We start from the raw sequence: 22,754 nt of genomic DNA, 5'->3' as shown, positions 1-22,754 counted from the left end.
CCTTCTTTTTTACAAAGGTCAGCGATAAAAAAATCAACACAGGATTGATACCTAAATGGCATCAAAGTTCCAGCCTTATGTTGTGGCAAACAGAGGATAATTGAAAAAATATGCTACAAAATGGCGCTTATTGCGCCATTTTATCTCGCCAAAGAGTGAATTTCAGATTTACGCCCGATCGACCGTAAAAGCAATCACGTCCGCCAGGCTTTCTGCTCCCAGCGCCAGCATCACCAGACGATCAACACCCAGCGCCACGCCGGAACAATCCGGTAGACCGGCGGCCAGCGCATCCAGTAGATTTTGGTCAATCGGCTGCTGCGGCAGACCGCGCGCGGCGCGCTTACGATTGTCCTGTTCAAAGCGCTGTTGTTGCTCACGTGCGTCCGTCAGTTCGTGGAAACCATTCGCCAGCTCAATACCTTTGTAGTACACCTCAAAGCGCTCGGCGACGCGATGATCCTCGGTACTGATTTGTGCCAGCGATGCCTGACTTGCCGGAAAGTGATAAATAAAGGTCGGCTTTTCTTTACCTATATGCGGCTCAACCCCCATCGTGAACAGCAGTTGCAGCAACGTATCACGGTCTTCTTCCGTATCGGCGATATTGCTTAAATCAAGCTTTGCCGCCGCCTCACGCAGTTGCGTTTTATCTGCTGATAACGGGTCAATCTCCAGATGGCGCTGAAACGCCTGTTGATAGGAGAGACTTTCCGCAGGTTGACAATCCAGCACTTGCTGAAGCAAATCATCCACTTCATTCATCAGGCGGTACATATCGTAATGCGGGCGATACCACTCCAGCATAGTGAATTCCGGATTATGATGTCGTCCCATCTCTTCATTACGGAAACTGCGGCATAGCTGGAAAACCGGACCGCACCCTGCCGCCAGCAGGCGTTTCATATGGTATTCCGGACTGGTCATTAAATAGAGGTTCATCCCCTGGGAATGGCCAGGTCCGACGAAACGCGTTTCGAACGGGAACAGATGAATGTCTGTGACCGTCGCCTGACTCATGCAGGGCGTCTCAACCTCAAGCACTCCACGATCGGCAAAGAAACGACGGATTTCCGCCATAATCGCCGCACGTTTTAATAAATTGGGGATGGACGCGCTCGGCTGCCAGGTTGCCGTTTCGCTCATGATTCTTTCTCCAGTTTAAGACAAGGTCACGAAGTCTACTCGCAACGCGCGGGCGAAACAAATTTTGCGCAGGCGTATCGGGTGCCTTCTGGAGGGTAAAAAAAGTGATTTCAGATGGTTTAGTAATTAAATTAATCAAAATCAATGATAATTCATCCCTCTGATACGCTAAAAAAATCGAACACGTCAAATTTCCCTGACATCCCTGAGACTATACTGTTGTACCCATAAAGGAGCAGTGGAAACGCATTCATACTTCGCAGAACCCAGAGGCTTTATCTGGCTGCGCGAGGGTGAAATTACAATAATCTGGAGGAATGTCGTGCAAACCTTTCAAGCCGATCTTGCCATTATAGGCGCCGGTGGCGCGGGATTACGTGCTGCAATTGCTGCCGCACAGGCGAATCCCAATGCTAAAATCGCACTGATCTCAAAAGTGTACCCGATGCGCAGCCACACCGTCGCTGCCGAAGGGGGGTCAGCCGCTGTCGCCCAGGATCATGACAGCTTTGACTACCATTTTCACGATACGGTAGCAGGCGGAGACTGGCTGTGTGAGCAGGATGTCGTGGATTACTTTGTCCACCATTGTCCCACTGAGATGACGCAGCTGGAGCAATGGGGCTGCCCGTGGAGCCGCCGTCCGGACGGTAGCGTTAACGTGCGTCGCTTCGGTGGTATGAAAATCGAGCGTACCTGGTTCGCCGCGGATAAAACCGGCTTCCATATGCTGCATACCCTGTTCCAGACTTCCCTGCAGTTCCCGCAAATCCAGCGCTTTGACGAACATTTTGTGCTGGATATTCTGGTTGATGACAACCATGCGCGCGGCCTGGTGGCAATGAATATGATGGAAGGCACGCTGGTGCAAATCCGTGCCAACGCCGTGGTAATGGCGACAGGCGGCGCAGGCCGCGTATACCGCTATAACACCAACGGCGGCATCGTCACCGGCGACGGGATGGGCATGGCGCTGAGCCACGGCGTTCCGCTGCGTGATATGGAATTCGTTCAGTATCACCCGACCGGCCTGCCAGGTTCCGGTATCCTGATGACCGAAGGTTGCCGCGGTGAAGGCGGTATTCTGGTCAATAAAAATGGCTACCGTTACCTGCAAGACTACGGCATGGGCCCCGAAACGCCGCTGGGCGAGCCGAAAAACAAATATATGGAACTGGGGCCGCGCGACAAAGTATCCCAGGCTTTCTGGCACGAATGGCGTAAAGGCAACACCATCTCCACGCCGCGCGGCGATGTGGTTCACCTCGACCTGCGTCATCTCGGCGAGAAGAAACTGCATGAACGTCTGCCGTTCATTTGCGAACTGGCGAAAGCCTATGTCGGCGTCGATCCGGTTAAAGAACCGATTCCAGTACGTCCGACCGCGCACTACACCATGGGCGGCATTGAAACCGACCAGAACTGTGAAAGCCGTGTCAAAGGGCTGTTTGCCGTTGGCGAATGCTCCTCTGTTGGCCTGCATGGCGCGAACCGCCTCGGTTCCAACTCACTGGCGGAACTGGTGGTATTTGGTCGTCTGGCTGGCGAACAGGCAATGGAACGCGCTGCGACGGCAGGCGCCGCAAATAGCGCCGCGCTCGACGCCCAGGTTGCCGATATTGAACAACGTCTGAAAAATCTGGTGAACCAGGAAGGCAACGAAAACTGGTCGAAGATCCGCGATGAGATGGGTCTGTCTATGGAAGAAGGTTGTGGTATTTACCGTACCCCGGAACTGATGCAGAAAACCATTGATAAACTGGCCGAGCTTCAGGAACGTTTCAAGCGCGTACGTATCTCCGATACCTCCAGCGTGTTCAACACTGACCTGCTGTATACCATCGAACTGGGTCATGGTCTGAACGTGGCGGAATGTATGGCGCACTCTGCTCTGGCGCGTAAAGAGTCCCGCGGCGCGCATCAGCGTCTGGATGAAGGCTGTACCGAGCGCGACGATGTGAACTTCCTCAAGCACACCCTCGCCTTCCGCGATGCTGATGGCACGACCCGTCTGGAATACAGCGACGTGAAAATCACCACCCTGCCGCCAGCCAAACGTGTTTACGGCGGTGAAGCGGAAGCAGCCGATAAGAAGGAGAAGGCGAATGGCTGAGATGAAAAACCTGAAAGTTGAGGTGGTGCGCTATAACCCGGAAACCGATACCGCGCCGCACAGTGCTTTCTATGAAGTTCCTTATGATGAAACAACATCGCTACTGGACGCGTTGGGCTACATCAAAGATAACCTGTCGCCAGACCTGAGCTACCGCTGGTCCTGCCGTATGGCGATCTGCGGCTCTTGCGGCATGATGGTCAACAACGTCCCTAAACTGGCGTGTAAAACCTTCCTGCGCGATTACACCAACGGTATGAAGGTGGAAGCGCTGGCGAACTTCCCGATTGAGCGCGATCTGGTTGTCGATATGACGCACTTTATCGAAAGCCTGGAAGCGATCAAACCGTACATTATTGGCAACTCTCGCACGCCAGATCAGGGGCCGAATGTCCAGACCCCGGCGCAAATGGCGAAGTATCACCAGTTCTCCGGTTGCATCAACTGTGGTCTGTGCTACGCCGCGTGCCCGCAGTTCGGTCTGAATCCTGAGTTTATCGGACCGGCTGCGATTACGCTGGCGCATCGCTATAACGAAGATAGCCGCGATCACGGTAAGAAGGAGCGTATGGCGCAGTTGAACAGTCCGAACGGCGTATGGACCTGTACTTTCGTGGGCTACTGCTCCGAAGTCTGTCCAAAACATGTCGATCCGGCTGCGGCCATTCAGCAGGGTAAAGTGGAAAGCTCGAAAGACTTTCTTATCGCCACCCTGAAACCACGCTAAGGAGTGCAACATGACGACTAAACGCAAACCCTATGTGCGGCCGATGACGTCCACCTGGTGGAAAAAACTGCCGTTTTATCGCTTTTATATGCTGCGCGAAGGCACAGCGGTGCCGGCAGTCTGGTTCAGTATTGAACTGATTTTCGGTCTGTTTGCGCTCAAACACGGCGCGGAATCCTGGATGGGATTCGTCGGCTTTTTACAAAACCCGGTGGTAGTGATCTTAAACCTGATCACCCTGGCGGCCGCGCTGCTGCACACCAAAACCTGGTTTGAACTGGCGCCGAAGGCGGCCAATATCATTGTAAAAGACGAAAAAATGGGGCCAGAGCCAATCATCAAAGGGCTTTGGGTGGTCACTGCGGTAGTCACCGTAGTCATTCTGTATGTTGCCCTGTTCTGGTAAGGAGTCCCGGATGATTAATCCAAACCCAAAACGTTCTGATGAACCCGTATTCTGGGGACTGTTTGGCGCAGGCGGTATGTGGGGCGCGATCATCGCGCCGGTGATCGTGCTACTGGTTGGCATCATGCTGCCGCTGGGGCTATTTCCGGGCGATGCCCTGAGTTTTGAGCGCGTACTGACGTTCGCCCAAAGCTTTATTGGTCGCGTTTTTCTGTTCCTGATGATCGTGCTGCCGCTATGGTGTGGCCTACACCGTATGCACCACGCGATGCATGACCTGAAAATCCACGTGCCTGCGGGCAAATGGGTCTTTTACGGTCTGGCGGCAATCCTGACCGTTGTGACGGCAATTGGCGTTATCACTCTCTAAGTTGCCACGACGCCCTCTTATCTACCCGATAAGAGGGCGTTTTTTCTTTTCCTGCCTCTCATTTTCCCGCCAGGTTCTACACTTAGAAAAAACACTGGAAGGAAAAACGCTATGCGCTTGCTGCCCGTCGTTGCTGCGGTTACTGCGGCATTTTTGGTTGTCGCCTGTAGTTCACCTACCCCGCCTAAAGGCGTTACCGTGGTAAATAACTTTGATGCCAAACGTTACCTCGGCACCTGGTATGAGATCGCACGCCTCGATCATCGATTTGAACGTGGACTGGAACAAGTCACGGCCACCTATAGTCTGCGTGACGATGGCGGGATTAATGTCATCAATAAAGGCTATAACCCGGATCGGGGAATGTGGCAAAAAACAGAAGGCAAAGCGTATTTTACCGGTAGCCCAAACCGCGCCGCGCTCAAGGTCTCTTTTTTCGGCCCGTTCTACGGCGGCTATAACGTGATTGCGCTTGACCGGGAATACCGTCATGCGCTGGTGTGCGGCCCGGATCGCGACTATCTGTGGATACTCTCTCGCACGCCAACGCTTTCTGAGGAAATAAAACAGCAAATGCTGGCCGTCGCGACCCGGGAGGGGTTTGACGTCAATAAATTAATTTGGGTAAAACAATCAGGTTCGTAGCAATGTCAGCGACGAATTAATGCGCACTGAGTTTTAGCCCAATGATACCCGCGACGATCAAGCCAAGACTGAGCAAACGCGCCGGTGAGGCAGACTCGCCCAGCAGAAGGATACCGGTGATTGCCGCCCCAACGGCGCCGATGCCGGTCCAGATGGCGTACGCCGTTCCAACGGGCAGCGTTTTCATTGCCCAGGAAAGTAACGCCATACTGATAACCATGGCCGTAATGGTGATAATACTGGGGGTCAGACGAGAAAAACCGTGGGTATACTTCAGGCCGACAGCCCATACCACTTCAAGTAAACCAGCGATTAATAGAATGATCCAGGACATAGCAGGCTCCAGATAATTAATGGGGCCGTCCCCGGTGAGAATAGCGTTTACAGGTCGTCCTGTAACGTATACGGATGAAAAGCCATTCTTGCCTGAGAGAAAATGAATTTCAACCTTTTTATTTTTTTCCGTCTAAAGGCGGGAATTGGCCCTTTTAAGCCGCGTAGTTTTCGCATTTAGCGCCCACAGGAGTTCTCTATGATGGAACGCCTTCTGGGAAAGAAAGTGCTTTATCTACTTCCGGGTGCAAAAACTATGTTGAAAATTTTAGTGATAGACCGATGCCACTTTACCCGTACGGGCATGGAGGCCTGGCTTAATCACACTGATGTGCTCAGTTCTTCACTGCTGGTATCCGGGATGAATAACCTTATACTGGCGAAAGAACATATTCTGCAATGGAAGCCCCATCTGGTTATCGCTGATTTATATGGTTTTCTCAACGATGCCTTACCCGAGCAGCCTATCAATGCATTTTTTGCCGCCTGCAGGATGACGCCGTTGGTATTATTACAGTCAGGGAATATGCCGTACAGACCGCAATATGCCAGTCATGCGGTGTTATCTAAACACACGCCTTTACATGAGCTTGCACAACGAATTAAAGGAGCGCTATATACTCATCCACTGCAGGAAGCGCCGGAAAGCGCCACGCCATTGCTCTCTCCGCAGGAGGAAAAAGTGCTCGCGATGTGGACGGAAGGCACCAGCAATAAAGAGATTGCGTATGCGCTTGGCATTCACGGGAAAACGGTTTACACCTATAAGCGTAATATCCGTATGAAACTTCATATGGATAATCGGTATTCTCCCTTTCTTATGCTTCCGGAGAAAATCGATTAACGGTACGACGCCATGCCGTACCGTTGATGATTACTGCTGAGCTCTGGTTGCAGCGCCAGAGATCGCACTACCACCGTCCGAGATGTCCTCGCCCACGCCGCGCGTGGTATTACAAGCAGTTAATACAGTGGAAAGTACCAAAACAGAAAAGATCGCTGCAATTGTCTTTTTAACCATAATGTCTTCCTTTTCTAGCCAATGTTGTTTGTGTATAGCAACTTAATAATAGACAACATCCCAGAAAATGACGGGCGATCGACTAATTTTAGGAAGACGAGAAGCGATTAGCTGGCTGCGCGGGAGATGGCGTGGCCAAGATGCTGAATATCTTCGCCGAAGCCGCGGGCGGTATTACATGCCGTTAATAATGTGCTGGTAAGAAGAACCAGCGCGACAAGGCCGATAAAGCGTTTCATCATTGATGGCGCGAAAAATAGGATGGCGCAGCATACGCTGCACCATTTTTCCCGATAACGTAAATTATTTTACGCGGGATACGTATTCGCCGGAACGGGTATCGACTTTGATCACTTCGCCAATCTGCACGAACAGCGGAACTTTAACCACTGCGCCAGTAGACAGCGTGGCTGGTTTGCCGCCAGTACCTGCGGTATCGCCCTTCAGACCTGGGTCGGTATCAACAATTTCCAGTTCAACAAAGTTCGGCGGAGTGACAGAGATAGGCTGACCGTTCCACAGGGTCACGATGCATTCCGCCTGATCCAACAGCCATTTTGCGTTGTCGCCGATAGCCTTGGCATCTGCAGACAGCTGCTCGAAGGTTTCGTTGTTCATGAAATGCCAGAACTCACCGTCGTTGTACAGGTAAGTCAGGTTCATATCGACTACATCCGCGCCTTCTGCGGAATCGGTCGATTTGAAGGTTTTCTCAACGCGCGTGCCGGTCAGCAGACGGCGCAGCTTAACGCGGGCAAACGCCTGGCCTTTACCCGGTTTCACGAATTCACTGGATTCAACCGCATAAGGTTCGCCATCCAACATGATTTTAAGACCGGAACGAAAATCGTTGCTATAGTAAGTCGCCATAAGGCCCTCTGAAATTGTTAACTGGTAGCTAAGCCACAAAATGGCGCATATTGTAACCCTAAATACCCCATTGCGAGAAGATTGGTTAGCGCAACTTGCCGATGTTGTGACCAATCCCGACGAACTGCTGCATCTTTTACAGATTGAAGCTGATGAAAACCTCCGGGCAGGACAGGACGCCAGGCGCTTGTTTGCCCTCCGCGTGCCGCGCGCTTTTATTGCGCGCATGGAGAAGGGCAACCCTGACGATCCTCTTTTACGTCAAGTGCTGACGTCCCGGGATGAATTTATTGTCGCCCCCGGTTTCTCCACCGACCCGCTGGAAGAGCAACACAGCGTGGTGCCAGGATTATTGCATAAATACCAAAACCGGGCGCTATTGCTGGTAAAAGGCGGATGTGCGGTAAATTGCCGCTACTGTTTCCGTCGTCACTTCCCGTATGCGGAGAATCAAGGCAATAAGCGCAACTGGAAAGTCGCGCTGGAGTATATCGCCGCACACCCGGAACTGGATGAGATCATCTTTTCCGGCGGCGATCCGCTGATGGCGAAAGATCATGAGCTGGACTGGCTGCTCACGCAACTGGAAGCCATTAAGCACGTCAAGCGGCTACGCATCCACAGTCGGTTGCCTATCGTCATCCCGGCACGCATTACTGACGAACTGGTCGCCCGCTTTGACCAGTCACGTCTGCAAATTTTGTTGGTGAACCATATCAACCACGCTAATGAAGTGGACGAGGCGTTCTGCCTGGCGATGAAGAAACTGCGCCACGTGGGCGTCACGCTTCTCAACCAGAGCGTCCTGCTGCGTGGCGTGAATGATAACGCGCGAACGCTGGCGAATCTGAGCAACGCGCTATTTGACGCCGGCGTGATGCCCTATTACCTGCATGTGCTGGATAAAGTGCAGGGCGCCGCGCATTTTATGGTCACCGATGACGAAGCCCGGCAAATCATGCGCGAACTGCTCACGCTGGTATCCGGCTATATGGTGCCAAGACTGGCGCGTGAAATCGGCGGCGAACCGAGCAAAACACCGCTGGATTTACAGCTTCGGCAGTGCTAATCCTCGCGGGCGCGTCAGGGACGACGAAAAATATTACCGCGCAATATCACGAGGAGATTCCCCCGCGATTCTCCTCACCCTCTGGCGAGGATAAACTAACCTTCGTAAAATACACCTTTCCGGTCCTCTCTTTTCAATAAAGTCCGTTTTAGGACTCGCTTAGCGTGTACTGCATTTTCGAATTATACTGGTTCTCCTTTTTATAGGACGGCATAAACAATTTATATATCAAATACATTGCAGTAAAACATTTAATTATTTTATATTTGTGGAGAATTGACATGGCCTTAACGATTAAGGGACTAAATACCGGCGTTATTCGTCACAATGATAAGTTTATCGCGCTGGCGCTTAAGGTGAAGTCACTGAGAAATAAAGAAACACTGCTTTTCTTTCCTGTGCTCGCGCTGCGAGACTTGTTGATCGGCCTTGAACACCGGCTTTATTTACAACACTCGCTTCCGGAACAAGAGCAGGAAAAACGCCAGAAAGCCAAAAGCAGTCATGTGCTTAAAATGCATGAGAATATTCCGGCAATACTCCGTGAAGAGCTGGAAAATGCCGATGTTAATCAGCGTGTTGAATCTTTAGCGTTGAGCGATAATACAGAAAAAGTATTAACCTTTACGTTAAAGCTGCACAATGGTAGCCATCTTGATTTACAGGTCGGTGAGTGGCAGGTTGAAGTTCTGGTGATGGCTATTATTCACGCCATTAATAATGCCGAAATGCGTGAGCTCGCATTGCGTATTTCTTCAATGCTGGACTTTTTACCCTTATACGATGCTGACTGCCTGGAAAACGGTAATATCGAATTCGATACCTATAACCAGCCTGACTGGAAACATAATCTGTATAACCATTATTTAGCGCTCGTTTATCGTTATACGGATGAGGCAGGACAATTGCATGATTGCGGCACCATCATTAAGACCCGCAGTCAGTCAGGCTCTAAAGAAGCTGAAGCGATATCACGCCGCTTGCTGAATTTCAGCCCGCGTCTTAAAAAGCTGGAAGGAAAACCGTGTAAGGTTTTTGTCAGAACGCTTGGAACCGGTAAAGCAGCGCGTCTGACGCAAGATCAATGTATGCGCGCGTTGCATAATCTACGCATGGCGTCATCGCAGGAAAAACGCTAACCATATCGCCCTCTGAATCTTTCAGAGGGCGTTACGATTCAGACATATCAGTTCGGACATTTATAAACCTGGCCGTTCATCTCGCTGGCCGTCGGGACAAAACTGGACAACATGCCCTGCGACGGACTACTTACGCCATACAGCACGTTTCCACCCATCGCGGCCGCCTGATTACGCAGATCGTTCGCTGCGCCACGCATTGAGCCACCCTCTTCGCCGTGCTGGCCTGAAAACCAGTTACTCTGTTTACCGGTTGCCGTACCAATTAGCTGGCATTCCGCGCCTGGCTTATCTTCGACAAAGCGTACATTTTGGCCGGCAGCGGTGAGTTCGTTGCTGGAGCTACAACCCGCCATCAGCAGCGCGGCGCCAACGATCCCTGCTAAATATTTCACGTGCATGTTATTCCCCATAATCAATGAGCTGGACGTTTTGTCCGTATCTGAATCTTATACTAAAAAGATGACTAAAAGAAAAACCCCCGGTCATTTCTGCCCGGGGGTTTCTCAATTCTGGGAGATAAACACCCAAATCATTCTGGTTGCAGGAAGGCGGCCAGTTTGTTAATCCCCAGTCACTTACTCAAGTAAGTGACTGGGGTTAGCCAACGCATCTGCAGCCTGAAGGATGCAGGGTGTGGGCAATGTCGGGTAGCAGCAGCGCATTACTGCGCCGCCGCCCCCTAAGAACCGTACGAGCGAGTTTCCCCGCATACGGCTCAAGCCTTTATAAGTCTTCGCTATTGCTTAGACCGACAACGTTAGTTTGGGGCGATATATCTAGCGAAACGACCCTTTCCTTGCTTGGATATGAGCTTCCTATTTTGAAGATTCCCTAGAATTGACCATGAAAGGTAATTTGTATGCTTACCTTCAATATCCGACTCCAATCCTAGTTCCACTGCTATTTGTTTGTTACTAACACCTTCTGGATGCTGTTTCACAAACTCAATAACTGCGTCTTCAATCGTGCTAAGGCCAGACTCGGCTTGTTGCTTTAAGTTACTCATCAGTGTTCCTTAGATTTCGCCCACTATTCATCCTAAATTACCATGAACTAACCGATGGCAGTTAGGATGCAACATCATTAAATTATCGATTTCGTCACCACCACCGTCTACTCGTCTGATAATGTGATGGACATCCCAGTCATCATTATCTCTAAATATCTGGTGACAGATCGGACACAGATGGCCTTGTCGCTCCCAAATTAATCTCAGTTTTCCTCGCTGCATTTTACCTTCTTTCCAGCGCTTAACCTGCCGCTGTTCGAAGTACAACTCGTCAACCGGATCATATGGATTAGCCTCAGACCTGATTTTAATGTGACGTTTTATAGGGATATCTTTGCAGGAGACGAGCCTTTTCAGACCGTTATCCGCATCGATACTCTGGAATACCCAGTTTTCGCTCCCGACCGAGTGAAAATACTTCTTTTTCACCCAGTACTTGTTGCGATTACCGTGCCGACGGCATGACTAGTGCCAGAGCAATTTCCAGACGCGATAGTCGATGTAGCTAAACGTTTCTTTGGCAACAATATGACGATGATAATTAGCCCAACCCCGTAGTACAAGATTAAGTTGTCTTATCAAGTCACCCTGTTTTGACGCCGCATTACGTTTCACTATCTGCCTTACTTTCTGGAGGTGGTTACGCAATCCTTTGGCAGCAGGCTTTATCAGCATTTTGCCGCAGTACTTGCGCACGTTCTGCCCCAGAAAATCAAACCCTTCGGAAATATGCGTTATCACTGTTTTTTCGGGTGATAATTGCAGCCCTCGCTCCGCCATAAAGGCTTCAACGAAGGGTTTAAATTCATCTTCCAGCAACTCTTTAGAGATACCCGTAATGATAAAATCATCTGCGTAACGCACATAATTGACCTTGGTTTTGTACCTGGCTTTGGGGTTTTTCTTCCCAAAATGGGTTTCTAACACCGCTTCCAGCCCATCCAGTGCCATATTCGCCAGTACGGGGGTAATAATGCCTCCCTGTGGTGTCCCAGCCTCCGTCGGGTGTAACCGACCGGACTCCATGAATCCCGCTTTAAGCCATTTCCCGAGTACCTGTTTGTCCAACGGAATGTTGGCAAGTAACCAGTTATGGCTGATATTGTCAAAACCCCCTTTTATATCGCCTTCCAGTACCCATTCAGCAGAGCTTTTACGACTGAGATTAACAAAACACTGCTCAATCGCATCTGCCGCTGAACGTACCGGACGGAATCCGTAGCTGTTGCGGTCGGCCGATGTTTCCGAGATGGGGTCAAGTGCCAGCAGGTATAACGCCTGCATCGCTCTGTCCTTCATCGTCGGTATGCCCAGAGGACGGCGTTTGCCGTTGCTCTTGGGAATATAAACCCGCTTTAACGGAGACGGCTTGTAACCCGTCCGTTTTAGCTGACCTATCACCTGCCACTTACTTCCGGGAGTGTTCCACAACTAGCGATCCACTCCGGCTGTCTTTTTGCCTCGATTTTCGGTAACTCGCCTGACAGCCAGTGCTTTAGCTGCAAACGAGCGCGTCAGCATCCTTTGCAAGGCGTTCACCCTGCGCCAGTGCTTCTGCTCCGTTGCCTTTGCGATTCGTATCTGTAGCCCTCTGACCTGACGGTGTATCTGACGCCAGTTAATCTGGTGCCAGTTTTCTGCCCTGCCGGAAAGCGCAGGTACTTTTATTAACGTACTCAACTTGCTACCCTCCTCAGTGCTTTTGGTTAGAAAGCCCTGAGCGAATAGCAGACGGCCCCCCCTTACGGGAGTTATCTTATGCTCTCGCAAGGGTCTGGTTAGGGTGGGTATGAACCACCTTAGCCAGCTTTCTGCCACGTTAGATTGCTTTACAGTACTGCACACAATTAAAGACCAGTCGGAAGTCTGCCCCGTTTCCGGTGGAGGAAAATTTAACCCCCTATCCACTCCATTACAGAATGGCATTTGCTTTCTCCAACCTCCTCTACCCGCACCCTCAACAGCTTGTCTTGCGACTCACCTGCCACATTGTGGCGAAGATACGGGCTTACCGAATTCCGTACACATGACACGAATCACTTAGGTTCTGCCTATACACCGAAGGTCTGTTGGTAACGTATTCCCAGATGTAAAAGGAATAACCGACCTTGTACCTTTTGGTCACAGCATATCGGTAGCTTTTGCTGCTTGCGGCTGACGGTGCTTACGGACAGTTCACTTAACGTTAACCCTATGATCCAGCCTAGCCTCTCATTCACCTGCTACTGGCAAAATCCACTGTCTATCTAGCGATAAAACAGCACCCAAACATCGGGGAGTACATTGTCAGAGCGCTCTCACACCCCACCATTACTGGCGGCGCGCTGCTTCTAGGCTACTTGTTAGTTACATAACAGGTCTGGCTCTGCATCAAACAGCAATGCAGTCAGACAATCATGCGTACAGCTTCACACCGGTAGGTGCTAGCGTACATAACATTAATAAAGACGATGTTTACCCCGCTACATCACAAGGCAAAACAGCAACTTGCTTCAGCGTGAATCTATTGAGACGTTACAATAGTTATAAAAGTTAATATATTTGATAAATTTCAAATAGTTATAACAGTTAATACATTTGTAAGTTTTAAGGGACTCTAACTTTAAAGTCATATCCGGAAGTTAGGGCTTCGCTAAGCAAAGCGCCGATGTTCCGGAAGAATTTAAAGTCCGGAACATCGGACATTTATTACATTTATGCTACTTAGTGCGGGATATAGTGAACACAACCTTAGTTAGTGTTCACTATCGACGTAGCCCGCTAGGCTAGCTACGCGACTCTCGTCGCATGTCGGGTAGCAGCAGCACATTACTGTGCCACCGCCCCCTAAGAACCGTACGAGCGAGTTTCCCCGCATACGGCTCAAGCCTTAATAAGTTCAACCGACGGGTTGAACCGGTTGCGCATGTTAATCCCGAAATCGTTCTTCACACTCGAAGCAGCACTCCCCGGCATGATCACCTGAGCTAGCCACTTCCTGAATGAAGTCCGTCATCTCACGTCGACTACTATATGCTCGGCCTAATTCTCCTGCCGTGAATTTTCTGTTTCCCAGCTTATATGCTTCTTCAACATCCTCTTCACCTTGGAAAATAACTCCATGATCGTCACAAGAATCTAACACGTCAGCCTCAAGACAAATTTGTATTGCGACTTGCCTTTTATTTTCTTGTTCATCCATACTACGTTTGATGAAACTCATAATGTCTCCTTATCGTAACTAATTGAGACCATAAGAGTAATCCGATCTAAGTGGTGGCCTTATTCATAACGTGCCACTGGATGTGGCAGCCCGGATGCAGCATCACCAGATTCTCAAGCTCGTCACCGCCGCCCAGATGCTTCTGGTGCTTATGGTGAACGTGCCAGCCTGTTTCCATCGTAATTAACTGGTTACAGAGCGGGCAGCGTTTCTCCTGCCTGAGCCAGAGCGCCAGCAACTTCTTCCTGCCCTGCATGGTTTCCTTCCAGCGACGCTCAAGGCGTTGCTCAAAGTACGGTTCCCATTCAGGCAGATAAGGATTAGCCTCCGCCTTTATCTTGGTATGTCGTTTAATGACGGTGTCTTTTGCATAGACTAAAGTCACCGGATTCTCCTTATCCTCCCGCCATTGAAACGTCCAGTGCCGGTTGCCCACTGTGTGAAAGTATTTCGCCTTCACCCAGCGTTTGTAGCGGTTTTTATGCCGCCTGCAACACCAGCGCCAGAGCAGTTTCCAGACACGGTAATCGACATAGCTGAACGTCTCCTTCGCCACCACATGCCGGTGATAGTTGGCCCATCCCCGCAATACCGGGTTGAGCTGATGTATCAGCCAGTTTTGCGGCTGTGTCGGGTGACGCTTCACAATGTCCCTCACTTTCGCCAGAAACGTTCGCAGGCTCTTACGGGAAGGCTTTATCAGCATTTTCCCGCGATACTTGCGCACGTTCTGACCGAGGAAGTCAAAACCCTGCTCAATGTGCGTTATCACCGTTTTCTCCGGCGACAGTTGCAGCCCCCGCTCCGCCATAAAGGCTTCAACGAGAGGTTTGACTTCATTCTCCAGCAACTCTTGCGAGATACCGGTGATGATAAAGTCGTCTGCATAACGCACATAGTTGACCTTGGTCTTGTAGCTGGCTTTGGTATTCTTCACCCCAAATCGGGATTCAAGCACCGCTTCCAGCCCGTCGAGCGCCATATTGGCCAGTACCGGTGAGATAATACCGCCCTGAGGCGTACCCGCACCGGTTGTATGGTAATGACCGGACTCCATGTAGCCTGCCTTCAGCCATTTACCCAGCACCTGCTTATCCATCGGAATATGCGAGAGTAACCAGTCATGACTGATGTTATCAAAGCACCCTTTGATGTCGCCCTCCAGCACCCACTGCGCCGAGTTGCCCCGGCTGAGCGCTACAAAGCACTGTTCAATAGCGTCCGCCGTTGAACGCATCGGACGAAAACCATAACTGTTGCGGTCGGCTGTCGTTTCCGATACGGGTTCCAGCGCCAGCAGATATAACGCCTGCATGGCCCTGTCTCTCATAGTCGGTATCCCGAGCGGACGCAACTTGCCGTTCGACTTCGGGATATACACCCGCCGCAGCGGTTTAGGGTGATATCCGGTTCTCTTCATATCGAAGATGGCCTCCCATTTGGTTTTCGGGGTACTCCATAACTTTCCATCCACTCCGGGGGTATCCTTGCCCCGGTTTTCCGTGACTCGCCTGACCGCTAATGCCTTAGCCGCCAGCGAACGGGTCAGCATTCGTTGCAGCGCTTTTACCCGCCGCCACTCCTGCTGAAGCGCTGCCTTCGCAATGCGTACCTGTAGCTTTCTCACCGCTTCTGAGGTTTTACGCCAGTTAATGGCGTGCCACCTTTCCGGGCGGGAAGACGCAGATACCGCCTGCGATTCAACTCGCGTTTCGGTATTCACCTTGCTATCCTCCTGAATGCTCTGTCGAGAGCACCCTGAGGACGAACGTGGATTCCCCCCGAGGGAGAAATCACGTTTCGCCCCTCGGGGTTTTACATTCAATAAGCTTTACAAGCCTTATTACGATTTAAGACCAGTTGGAAGTCTGCCCCGTTTCCGGTGAGGCCCTGTTTCATGCCTCTATCCACGCCATTACAGCGCAGCGTTTGCTTTTTCCAACCTCCCTTACCCGCATACCCAACAGTTCGCCTTGCGACTCCCCTGCCTCAACGAGGCGAATATAGGGGCTTACCGAGTTCCGTACAGATGACACGTATCGGTTAGGTTCTGCCTATCCACCGGTGGCGCTCATATCAGCGTATCCCCAGATGTAAAAGAGATAACCTGTCCACCCACCTTTTGGTCAAAGCGTATCAACGACTTACGCTCAATGCGGCTGACGGTGTTTAACAGCAGTTCACGTACGTTAACCTTACGATACAGCCTGGCCTCTCATGGTCATGTCGTTAGACCAATCCAGATGGCGTCCTCGCGGATACCAGCCGCCGCTTGCGCGGGAGTACGTTGTCAGGAAGCTCCACACCCCACCGTTACCAGTGACGCACTATCCTTAGGCTACCGTTGGCTGAACAACGGGTTCTTCTTCACTATTTCTGCTCAAGAAATAGCGACAGAACAATCACCCGTACAGCTTGCGCTGCATTCCTCTTGTAAAGATCGCGAGCAAAACGATCCCGTCCTGTTCATGAATCCATGAAAGGATGAAGTGATGATGTATGGCAAACCGCGCCATAATCGTTAGGGATGTAACGTCGATTTGGGAATCACCGACGTCTGCCCTGACGGGCACTCCGCGCAGAGTAAACTACTGCGGATAACTGTGTGAAAGTAATGGGCGCGTTACTGCTCATCACTGAAAGGTAACCCAAATATGGGTGCGTATTCCGCCGCCGAAGCGACTCCACCTTATGCTACGCTAAAGGGATGTGAGAGCGGGTACTTGACCCGCTCTCACGGGGCACGCAAGCTAACTGCAAGAGAAAAATTCTCTATTTTATTCAGTTAGTTACGCAGAGGAATGCGACTCTCGTCGCATTACATCATGCCGCCCATACCACCCATACCACCCATGCCGCCAGCAGCGCCTAAATCAGGAGCATCGCTTTTCGGCAGGTCGGTCACCATGCACTCGGTAGTGATCATCAGACCAGCCACAGAAGCCGCGTACTGCAGCGCAGAACGGGTAACTTTGGTTGGGTCCAGGATACCCATATCGATCATGTTGCCGTATTCTTCAGTTGCTGCGTTGTAACCGTAGTTACCGTCGCCGCCTTTAACGGTGTTAGCGACAACAGACGGCTCTTCGCCGCAGTTCAGCACGATCTGACGCAGCGGAGCTTCCATTGCGCGCAGCGCAACTTTGATACCCACGTTCTGGTCTTCGTTCTGGCCTTTCAGGTCAGCAATTTTAGAAGCAACGCGGATCAGCGCAACACCACCACCAGCAACCACGCCTTCTTCTACCGCAGCACGGGTCGCGTGCAGGGCATCTTCAACGCGGGCTTTCTTCTCTTTCATTTCAACTTCGGTCGCAGCGCCAACTTTGATTACCGCAACGCCGCCTGCCAGTTTCGCTACGCGCTCCTGCAGTTTTTCACGATCGTAGTCGGAGGTCGCTTCTTCAATCTGCTGACGGATCTGAGCAACACGGCCCTGGATGGCAGCTTCTTCACCCACGCCATCGATGATGGTGGTGGTGTCTTTGTTGATCACAACGCGTTTCGCCTGACCCAGGTCTTCCAGGGTTGCTTTTTCCAGCTCCATACCGATCTCTTCAGAGATTACGGTACCGCCGGTCAGGGTAGCGATATCCTGCAGCATCGCTTTACGACGATCGCCGAAGCCCGGTGCCTTAACAGCAGCCACTTTCACGATGCCACGCATGGTGTTAACAACCAGGGTAGCCAGCGCTTCGCCTTCAACATCTTCAGCGATGATCAGCAGCGGTTTGCCTGCTTTTGCAACGGCTTCCAGAACCGGCAGCATTTCGCGGATGTTGGAGATTTTCTTATCAGCCAGCAGGATGAACGGGCTTTCCAGTTCTACTGCGCCAGTTTCCGGCTTGTTGATGAAGTAAGGAGACAGGTAGCCGCGGTCAAACTGCATACCTTCAACCACGTCCAGTTCGTCCTGCAGACCGGTACCGTCTTCAACGGTGATGACGCCTTCTTTACCGACTTTATCCATCGCTTCCGCGATCAGTTTACCTACGGTTTCGTCGGAGTTAGCGGAGATAGTACCTACCTGAGCAATCGCTTTAGAGTCGGAGCACGGTACGGACAGCGCCTTCAGCTCTTCAACCGCAGCAGCAACCGCTTTGTCGATACCACGTTTCAGGTCCATCGGGTTCATGCCCGCAGCAACGGCTTTCAGGCCTTCGGTAATGATGGACTGCGCCAGTACGGTCGCGGTGGTGGTACCGTCGCCTGCAGCGTCGTTCGCTTTAGAGGCAACTTCTTTCACCATCTGCGCGCCCATGTTTTCAAACTTGTCTTCCAGTTCGATTTCACGCGCTACGGAAACACCATCTTTAGTGATAGTCGGCGCACCGAAAGATTTATCCAGAACCACGTTACGGCCTTTCGGACCGAGGGTTACTTTCACTGCATCTGCCAGTACGTTTACGCCGCGCAGCATTTTCACACGAGCGTCGTTACCGAATTTTACGTCTTTAGCTGCCATTTTCTCTTTCCCTTAAATTCGTATGTTCAGTGTCGTTCGCGGATTACGCTTCAACAATTGCCAGAATGTCGCTTTCAGACATGATCAACACTTCTTCATTGTCGATCTTTTCAGATTTCACACCGTAGCCATCGTTAAAAATAACGATGTCGCCAACTTTCACGTCCAGCGGCTGTACAGTACCGTTGTCCAGGATGCGACCCTTACCGACAGCGATGATTTCGCCACGAGTTGATTTACCCGCTGCGGAACCGGTCAGTACGATGCCGCCAGCAGATTTGGACTCAACTTCTTTACGTTTGACGATCACACGATCATGTAACGGACGAATACTCATTGATAGCTCTCCTTTGAGAAAGTCATTATCAGTTATGGGTGACGCCGGCCCGTAAACGGTTTCCCGGCTGGTGACCAGAGAGATGGGGATGGGGTTTTGCCCCTTCAAGGGGGGAGATGAAAAAAAATTCTTCTGAGCGAAAAAAGCGGTAAAAACGCTACTTATCTCACGTTTACCCAAGGTTTAGAACATCCTGCTATAAGAAAAGGCGTGTGTGATACGCTTAAAAATGTCTGTCGTCACCTGACGTTACAATGCCGCCGGATAATGAGCTGATGAATGAACTAAAAAAAGAGCTTGGATTGGTTCAGGGCGTTATCTTGTTAACCACATCATTATTAGGGACTGGCGTTTTTGCGCTTCCGGAGCTGGCTGCGCTGGCGGCAGGCGACATCAGCCTTTGGGCATGGCCGCTGCTCATTATTTTGATTTTCCCTATTGCGATTGTCTTTGCTGTGCTGGGGCGTCATTTTCCACACGCTGGCGGCGTAGCGCATTTTGTCGGGATGGCATTTGGCCCGCGTCTGCAACGAGTGATCAGTTGGCTGTTTTTATCAGTCATTCCTGTTAGTTTTCCCGCAGCCTTGCATATTGCGGTGGGTTTCGGCCAGGCGCTGTTTGGCTGGCAAAGCGAACAGCTCTTATTTGGGGAGCTGGGTACTCTAGGTTTACTATGGTTTATGGGATCGCGCGGCGCCAGCTCCAGCGCCAACCTGCAAGCCATTATCGCTGGATTAATTATCGCGCTTATTGCCGCCATTCTGTGGAAAGGCGCGATTAAACCTGCAGATATCACCTTCCCAGCCGCAAACGAAATCACCTTTTCCCGGCTGTGTACCGCCCTGGCGATCATGTTCTGGGGATTTGTGGGAATTGAGGCGTTTACGCATTTGTCGTCTGAATTTAAAAATCCTGAACGTGATTTTCCGCGCGCATTGATCATTGGCCTGATGCTGGCCGGCGCCATTTATTGGGCCTGTACCGCCGTGGTGCTGCATTTTGGCGTCTATAGCGACAAGATAGCGGCAACAGCCTCGCTACCGCTTATTATTGTTCATCTCTTCGGTATCCAGGCGTTGTGGGTAGCCTGCATTATTGGTTATCTCACCTGCTTTGCCAGCCTGAATGTGTATGCTCAGAGTTTTGCGCGTCTGATATGGACGCAAATGCAATATCAGCCCGATCACTATCTGGCTCAACTCTCTCCCGGGCGCCTTCCCTTGCACGCGTTAAACGTTATTCTGGTCTGTTGTTGCGTGAGTTCCCTGGTCGTCTACGCCCTGAAGATTAACCTCAATGCGCTGATCGTCTATGCTAACGGTATTTTTATTATGCTCTATCTGCTTTGTATGCTGGCGGGCTGTCGACTATTGAAAGGGCGCTGCTATGCACTGGCGGTGACGGGTTGTCTACTGTGCCTGTTATTGCTGGTAATGCTGGGGTGGAAAAGCTTATATGCCATTATCATGCTGGCTGCATTATGGCTGTTTTTACCGAAGCGAAAACGCATGGCGTAAGACGCATCCGCTGGCCGGATAGCGCCTCACGCGACTTATCCGACCAACATCTCTACCTTTAATCCCGACGATCGTCTTTATGTTCAATACGATCGCGATCGTCATCTTTACGCTGATACTCGCCGTCAAATGTTTCGCCACCGCCAGTACCCGCGCTAAACCCGCCGCCCGGCATCCGGGAAAAACGTAAATGCGGCAGCAACTTCAGCGTCAAATGTTTTTGCACCGGCGGTAACAAAAGGAGAAGGCCGAGAAAATCGGTGAAAAACCCCGGCAACAGGAGCAGTAAGCCAGCGATGATCAGCGATACACTCTTAATCATTTCTGCCGCCGGGCTCTCACCGGCCGCCATTTTTTGTTGCATCAGCAAAAAGTTTTTAAAACCCTGGTTACGTACCAGCGACATACCGATAACAGACGTAAAAATCACCAGGATTAGCGTCATCAGGACACCAAGCACATGGGCGACCTGAATAAAGATAGAAATCTCAATGTAAACATAGAGAAAGACAGCTAAAAAGGGTATCCAGCGCAAAGGACTCTCCTGTAAGTCATGGCCGTCTGCGACGACCATTTGAATGGGGTTGCGATTCGCATCGATCCGATATGGTGGTGCGTAGCAAAATTTCAAGTGGTTTGTACACCTATTTTAGGTAGTAATACTAAAGCGGTGACCTATTTCACAAAATAATAAATAAGGGGTAAATTCCCACACTTTAAGTGATCCAGATTACGGTAGGAATTCTGAACCAGCATATGATCTCGTTTATCAGGCCGATGGAGGGGATAATCGTCGGTCAGAAAACATTCGAAATCACATATATCCTGTGTGTTTTAAAGTAAAAATCATTGGCAGCTTGAAAAAGAAGGTTCACATGTCAAACAACATTCGTATCGAAGAAGATCTGTTGGGTACCAGGGAAGTTCCAGCTGAAGCCTACTATGGTGTTCACACTCTGAGAGCGATTGAAAACTTCTACATTAGCAATAACAAAATCAGCGACATCCCTGAATTTGTGCGTGGCATGGTTATGGTAAAAAAAGCGGCGGCGCTGGCCAACAAAGAGCTGCAAACCATTCCTAAGAGTGTGGCGAATGCCATCATTGCCGCATGTGATGAAGTCCTTAACAACGGTAAGTGCATGGACCAGTTCCCGGTAGATGTCTACCAGGGCGGCGCGGGCACTTCCGTCAACATGAATACCAACGAAGTGCTGGCCAACATCGGGCTGGAACTGATGGGTCATCAGAAAGGTGAATATCAGTACCTGAACCCGAACGACCACGTGAATAAATGTCAATCCACTAACGACGCCTATCCGACAGGCTTCCGTGTAGCGGTTTACGCCTCTATCGTCAAACTGATCGATGCCATCAACCAGTTGCGTGAAGGTTTCGAACGTAAAGCGGTTGAATTCCAGGACATCCTGAAAATGGGTCGTACCCAGTTGCAGGACGCCGTACCGATGACGCTTGGTCAAGAATTCCGTGCGTTCAGCATCCTGCTGAAAGAAGAAGTGAAAAGCATCGAGCGTACTGCTGAGCTGCTGCTGGAAGTCAACCTTGGCGCAACGGCAATCGGTACTGGTCTGAACACGCCGAAAGAATACTCTCCGCTGGCGGTGAAAAAACTGGCTGAAGTCACTGGTTTCGCCTGTGTTCCGGCTGAAGATCTGATTGAGGCGACATCTGACTGTGGCGCGTATGTTATGGTTCACAGCGCGCTGAAACGTCTGGCAGTGAAGATGTCCAAAATCTGTAACGACCTGCGCTTGCTCTCTTCTGGTCCTCGTGCCGGCCTGAACGAGATCAACCTGCCGGAACTGCAGGCGGGCTCTTCCATCATGCCAGCCAAAGTGAACCCGGTTGTACCGGAAGTCGTAAACCAGGTATGCTTTAAAGTCATCGGTAACGACACCACCGTTACGATGGCGGCAGAAGCCGGTCAGTTGCAGTTGAACGTTATGGAGCCGGTTATCGGTCAGGCGATGTTCGAATCCATCCACATTCTGAGCAACGCGTGCTACAACCTGCTGGAAAAATGCGTTAACGGCATTACCGCGAATAAAGAAGTGTGCGAAGGGTACGTTTATAACTCCATCGGTATCGTCACTTACCTCAACCCGTTCATCGGCCACCACAACGGCGACATCGTCGGTAAAATCTGTGCTGAAACCGGTAAGAGCGTACGTGAAGTTGTGCTGGAGCGCGGCCTGTTAACGGAAGCCGAGCTGGACGATATTTTCTCCGTACAGAACTTGATGCACCCGGCTTATAAAGCTAAACGTTATACTGATGAAAGCGAACAGTAATCGTACAGGGTAGTACCAAAGAGGCACGTCACGATGACGTGCCTTTTTTCTTACAAGAAGTTACCAAATA

22 protein-coding genes and 1 pseudogene are annotated in these 22,754 nt (G+C 50.8%); 10 read left to right on the top strand and 13 right to left on the bottom strand.

Annotated elements, in window-relative coordinates; genetic code table 11:
- Positions 1–168: 168 nt before the first annotated feature.
- Positions 169–1,146 (bottom strand): elongation factor P--(R)-beta-lysine ligase, encoded by a 978-nt coding sequence (gene epmA / locus ABVM99_RS08400; protein WP_000004797.1) that lies wholly within the window; start codon positions 1,144–1,146, stop codon positions 169–171.
- A 322-nt stretch (positions 1,147–1,468) separates the two neighbouring features.
- Between epmA and frdA the strand changes: the two genes are divergently transcribed.
- The 5 genes from frdA (at position 1,469) to ABVM99_RS08375 (ending at position 5,407) form a co-directional block, all read left to right on the top strand.
- Positions 1,469–3,259 carry a fumarate reductase (quinol) flavoprotein subunit gene (frdA, locus tag ABVM99_RS08395; protein WP_001192952.1) on the top strand — a complete coding sequence of 597 codons (1,791 nt, stop codon included), beginning with the start codon at positions 1,469–1,471 and terminating at the stop codon, positions 3,257–3,259.
- Positions 3,252–3,986 carry a fumarate reductase iron-sulfur protein gene (gene frdB / locus ABVM99_RS08390; protein ID WP_000829509.1) on the top strand — a complete coding sequence of 245 codons (735 nt, stop codon included), beginning with the start codon at positions 3,252–3,254 and terminating at the stop codon, positions 3,984–3,986. The genes frdA and frdB overlap by 8 nt, the downstream gene beginning before the upstream one ends.
- A 10-nt stretch (positions 3,987–3,996) precedes the next feature.
- Complete coding sequence (gene frdC / locus ABVM99_RS08385) at positions 3,997–4,392, top strand: fumarate reductase subunit FrdC (protein ID WP_000208749.1); 396 nt, start codon at positions 3,997–3,999, stop codon at positions 4,390–4,392.
- Between the two features lie 10 nt (positions 4,393–4,402).
- On the top strand, positions 4,403–4,762 hold the full coding sequence (frdD, locus tag ABVM99_RS08380; RefSeq protein WP_000609650.1) for a fumarate reductase subunit FrdD: 360 nt from the start codon (positions 4,403–4,405) through the stop codon (positions 4,760–4,762).
- Between the two features lie 111 nt (positions 4,763–4,873).
- Positions 4,874–5,407 (top strand): lipocalin family protein, encoded by a 534-nt coding sequence (locus ABVM99_RS08375; protein WP_001238398.1) that lies wholly within the window; start codon positions 4,874–4,876, stop codon positions 5,405–5,407.
- Positions 5,408–5,423: 16 nt separating this feature from the next.
- Here the strand turns inward: ABVM99_RS08375 and sugE are convergent, their stop codons facing one another.
- Positions 5,424–5,741, bottom strand: a complete 318-nt coding sequence (gene sugE / locus ABVM99_RS08370; protein ID WP_000118469.1) for a quaternary ammonium compound efflux SMR transporter SugE — start codon at positions 5,739–5,741, stop codon at positions 5,424–5,426.
- A 255-nt stretch (positions 5,742–5,996) separates the two neighbouring features.
- On the opposite strand from sugE, the gene ABVM99_RS08365 reads away from it, so the two are divergent.
- On the top strand, positions 5,997–6,584 hold the full coding sequence (locus ABVM99_RS08365; RefSeq protein WP_000912959.1) for a LuxR C-terminal-related transcriptional regulator: 588 nt from the start codon (positions 5,997–5,999) through the stop codon (positions 6,582–6,584).
- A 30-nt stretch (positions 6,585–6,614) separates the two neighbouring features.
- On the opposite strand, the gene ecnB is transcribed toward ABVM99_RS08365, so the two are convergent.
- From ecnB to efp, 3 genes are all read right to left on the bottom strand, one after another.
- Entirely contained in the window at positions 6,615–6,761 is a 147-nt protein-coding gene (gene ecnB, locus ABVM99_RS08360) for a lipoprotein toxin entericidin B (protein ID WP_000239598.1), read from the bottom strand.
- A gap of 107 nt (positions 6,762–6,868) precedes the next feature.
- Positions 6,869–7,003, bottom strand: coding sequence for an entericidin A/B family lipoprotein (locus ABVM99_RS08355; protein ID WP_000977687.1), 135 nt, complete (start codon positions 7,001–7,003; stop codon positions 6,869–6,871).
- Positions 7,004–7,064: 61 nt separating this feature from the next.
- Positions 7,065–7,631 carry an elongation factor P gene (gene efp, locus ABVM99_RS08350; protein ID WP_000257282.1) on the bottom strand — a complete coding sequence of 189 codons (567 nt, stop codon included), beginning with the start codon at positions 7,629–7,631 and terminating at the stop codon, positions 7,065–7,067.
- 40 nt (positions 7,632–7,671) lie between these two features.
- Here efp and epmB point away from each other — a divergent pair, with 40 nt between their 5' ends.
- Together epmB and ABVM99_RS08340 are read left to right on the top strand one after the other, a co-directional pair.
- Complete coding sequence (gene epmB / locus ABVM99_RS08345) at positions 7,672–8,700, top strand: EF-P beta-lysylation protein EpmB (protein ID WP_000940477.1); 1,029 nt, start codon at positions 7,672–7,674, stop codon at positions 8,698–8,700.
- Between the two features lie 281 nt (positions 8,701–8,981).
- Positions 8,982–9,839, top strand: a complete 858-nt coding sequence (locus ABVM99_RS08340) for a YjeJ family protein (protein WP_023195847.1) — start codon at positions 8,982–8,984, stop codon at positions 9,837–9,839.
- A gap of 47 nt (positions 9,840–9,886) precedes the next feature.
- Here ABVM99_RS08340 and ABVM99_RS08335 read toward each other — a convergent pair whose 3' ends face one another.
- The 7 genes and pseudogenes from ABVM99_RS08335 to ABVM99_RS08305 all read right to left on the bottom strand — a co-directional run bounded on the left by ABVM99_RS08335 (position 9,887) and on the right by ABVM99_RS08305 (position 18,855).
- Positions 9,887–10,240, bottom strand: coding sequence for a DUF4156 domain-containing protein (locus ABVM99_RS08335; RefSeq protein WP_000558210.1), 354 nt, complete (start codon positions 10,238–10,240; stop codon positions 9,887–9,889).
- 359 nt (positions 10,241–10,599) lie between these two features.
- Positions 10,600–10,848 (bottom strand): hypothetical protein, encoded by a 249-nt coding sequence (locus tag ABVM99_RS08330; protein WP_023195846.1) that lies wholly within the window; start codon positions 10,846–10,848, stop codon positions 10,600–10,602.
- A gap of 27 nt (positions 10,849–10,875) precedes the next feature.
- Positions 10,876–12,531: pseudogene (ltrA, locus tag ABVM99_RS08325) on the bottom strand (group II intron reverse transcriptase/maturase).
- A 1,228-nt stretch (positions 12,532–13,759) separates the two neighbouring features.
- On the bottom strand, positions 13,760–14,053 hold the full coding sequence (locus ABVM99_RS08320; RefSeq protein ID WP_023195845.1) for a hypothetical protein: 294 nt from the start codon (positions 14,051–14,053) through the stop codon (positions 13,760–13,762).
- A gap of 46 nt (positions 14,054–14,099) precedes the next feature.
- Entirely contained in the window at positions 14,100–15,776 is a 1,677-nt protein-coding gene (ltrA, locus tag ABVM99_RS08315) for a group II intron reverse transcriptase/maturase (RefSeq protein WP_023195844.1), read from the bottom strand.
- Between the two features lie 1,095 nt (positions 15,777–16,871).
- On the bottom strand, positions 16,872–18,518 hold the full coding sequence (groL, locus tag ABVM99_RS08310; protein WP_000729126.1) for a chaperonin GroEL: 1,647 nt from the start codon (positions 18,516–18,518) through the stop codon (positions 16,872–16,874).
- A 43-nt stretch (positions 18,519–18,561) separates the two neighbouring features.
- Positions 18,562–18,855 carry a co-chaperone GroES gene (locus ABVM99_RS08305; RefSeq protein WP_000027827.1) on the bottom strand — a complete coding sequence of 98 codons (294 nt, stop codon included), beginning with the start codon at positions 18,853–18,855 and terminating at the stop codon, positions 18,562–18,564.
- 275 nt (positions 18,856–19,130) lie between these two features.
- Between ABVM99_RS08305 and yjeH the strand changes: the two genes are divergently transcribed.
- Positions 19,131–20,372: an L-methionine/branched-chain amino acid transporter gene (gene yjeH / locus ABVM99_RS08300; protein ID WP_001728318.1), complete on the top strand. Its 1,242-nt coding sequence runs from the start codon at positions 19,131–19,133 to the stop codon at positions 20,370–20,372.
- Positions 20,373–20,430: 58 nt separating this feature from the next.
- Here the strand turns inward: yjeH and ABVM99_RS08295 are convergent, their stop codons facing one another.
- Entirely contained in the window at positions 20,431–20,907 is a 477-nt protein-coding gene (locus ABVM99_RS08295; protein WP_001267291.1) for an FxsA family protein, read from the bottom strand.
- 340 nt (positions 20,908–21,247) lie between these two features.
- On the opposite strand from ABVM99_RS08295, the gene aspA reads away from it, so the two are divergent.
- The gene (gene aspA, locus ABVM99_RS08290; protein WP_000069440.1) at positions 21,248–22,684 is read left to right on the top strand and encodes an aspartate ammonia-lyase; all 1,437 of its coding nucleotides are present in this window, start codon (positions 21,248–21,250) and stop codon (positions 22,682–22,684) included.
- Positions 22,685–22,754 lie beyond the last annotated feature (70 nt).

Origin of the sequence: Salmonella sp. SJTUF15591, assembly GCF_043356435.1 — a bacterium.
Taxonomy (GTDB): Bacteria; Pseudomonadota; Gammaproteobacteria; order Enterobacterales; family Enterobacteriaceae; genus Salmonella; species Salmonella enterica.
The sequence above is the reverse complement of the archived record's forward strand: the minus strand, read 5'-3'. Positions and strand labels throughout refer to the sequence as shown.

Excerpts from the sequence above, each read along its gene's own strand:
- ABVM99_RS08365 (WP_000912959.1), top strand. The coding sequence starts at position 5,997 with ATGTTGAAAATTTTAGTGATAGACCGATGCCACTTTACCCGTACGGGC.
- ecnB (WP_000239598.1), bottom strand. The coding sequence starts at position 6,761 with ATGGTTAAAAAGACAATTGCAGCGATCTTTTCTGTTTTGGTACTTTCC.
- ABVM99_RS08340 (WP_023195847.1), top strand. The coding sequence starts at position 8,982 with ATGGCCTTAACGATTAAGGGACTAAATACCGGCGTTATTCGTCACAAT.
- ABVM99_RS08355 (WP_000977687.1), bottom strand. The coding sequence starts at position 7,003 with ATGATGAAACGCTTTATCGGCCTTGTCGCGCTGGTTCTTCTTACCAGC.
- efp (WP_000257282.1), bottom strand. The coding sequence starts at position 7,631 with ATGGCGACTTACTATAGCAACGATTTTCGTTCCGGTCTTAAAATCATG.
- ABVM99_RS08305 (WP_000027827.1), bottom strand. The coding sequence starts at position 18,855 with ATGAGTATTCGTCCGTTACATGATCGTGTGATCGTCAAACGTAAAGAA.
- epmA (WP_000004797.1), bottom strand. The coding sequence starts at position 1,146 with ATGAGCGAAACGGCAACCTGGCAGCCGAGCGCGTCCATCCCCAATTTA.
- ABVM99_RS08320 (WP_023195845.1), bottom strand. The coding sequence starts at position 14,053 with ATGAGTTTCATCAAACGTAGTATGGATGAACAAGAAAATAAAAGGCAA.
- frdC (WP_000208749.1), top strand. The coding sequence starts at position 3,997 with ATGACGACTAAACGCAAACCCTATGTGCGGCCGATGACGTCCACCTGG.
- sugE (WP_000118469.1), bottom strand. The coding sequence starts at position 5,741 with ATGTCCTGGATCATTCTATTAATCGCTGGTTTACTTGAAGTGGTATGG.
- ABVM99_RS08375 (WP_001238398.1), top strand. The coding sequence starts at position 4,874 with ATGCGCTTGCTGCCCGTCGTTGCTGCGGTTACTGCGGCATTTTTGGTT.
- ABVM99_RS08330 (WP_023195846.1), bottom strand. The coding sequence starts at position 10,848 with ATGAGTAACTTAAAGCAACAAGCCGAGTCTGGCCTTAGCACGATTGAA.
- yjeH (WP_001728318.1), top strand. The coding sequence starts at position 19,131 with ATGAATGAACTAAAAAAAGAGCTTGGATTGGTTCAGGGCGTTATCTTG.
- groL (WP_000729126.1), bottom strand. The coding sequence starts at position 18,518 with ATGGCAGCTAAAGACGTAAAATTCGGTAACGACGCTCGTGTGAAAATG.
- aspA (WP_000069440.1), top strand. The coding sequence starts at position 21,248 with ATGTCAAACAACATTCGTATCGAAGAAGATCTGTTGGGTACCAGGGAA.
- ABVM99_RS08335 (WP_000558210.1), bottom strand. The coding sequence starts at position 10,240 with ATGCACGTGAAATATTTAGCAGGGATCGTTGGCGCCGCGCTGCTGATG.
- epmB (WP_000940477.1), top strand. The coding sequence starts at position 7,672 with ATGGCGCATATTGTAACCCTAAATACCCCATTGCGAGAAGATTGGTTA.
- frdB (WP_000829509.1), top strand. The coding sequence starts at position 3,252 with ATGGCTGAGATGAAAAACCTGAAAGTTGAGGTGGTGCGCTATAACCCG.
- frdD (WP_000609650.1), top strand. The coding sequence starts at position 4,403 with ATGATTAATCCAAACCCAAAACGTTCTGATGAACCCGTATTCTGGGGA.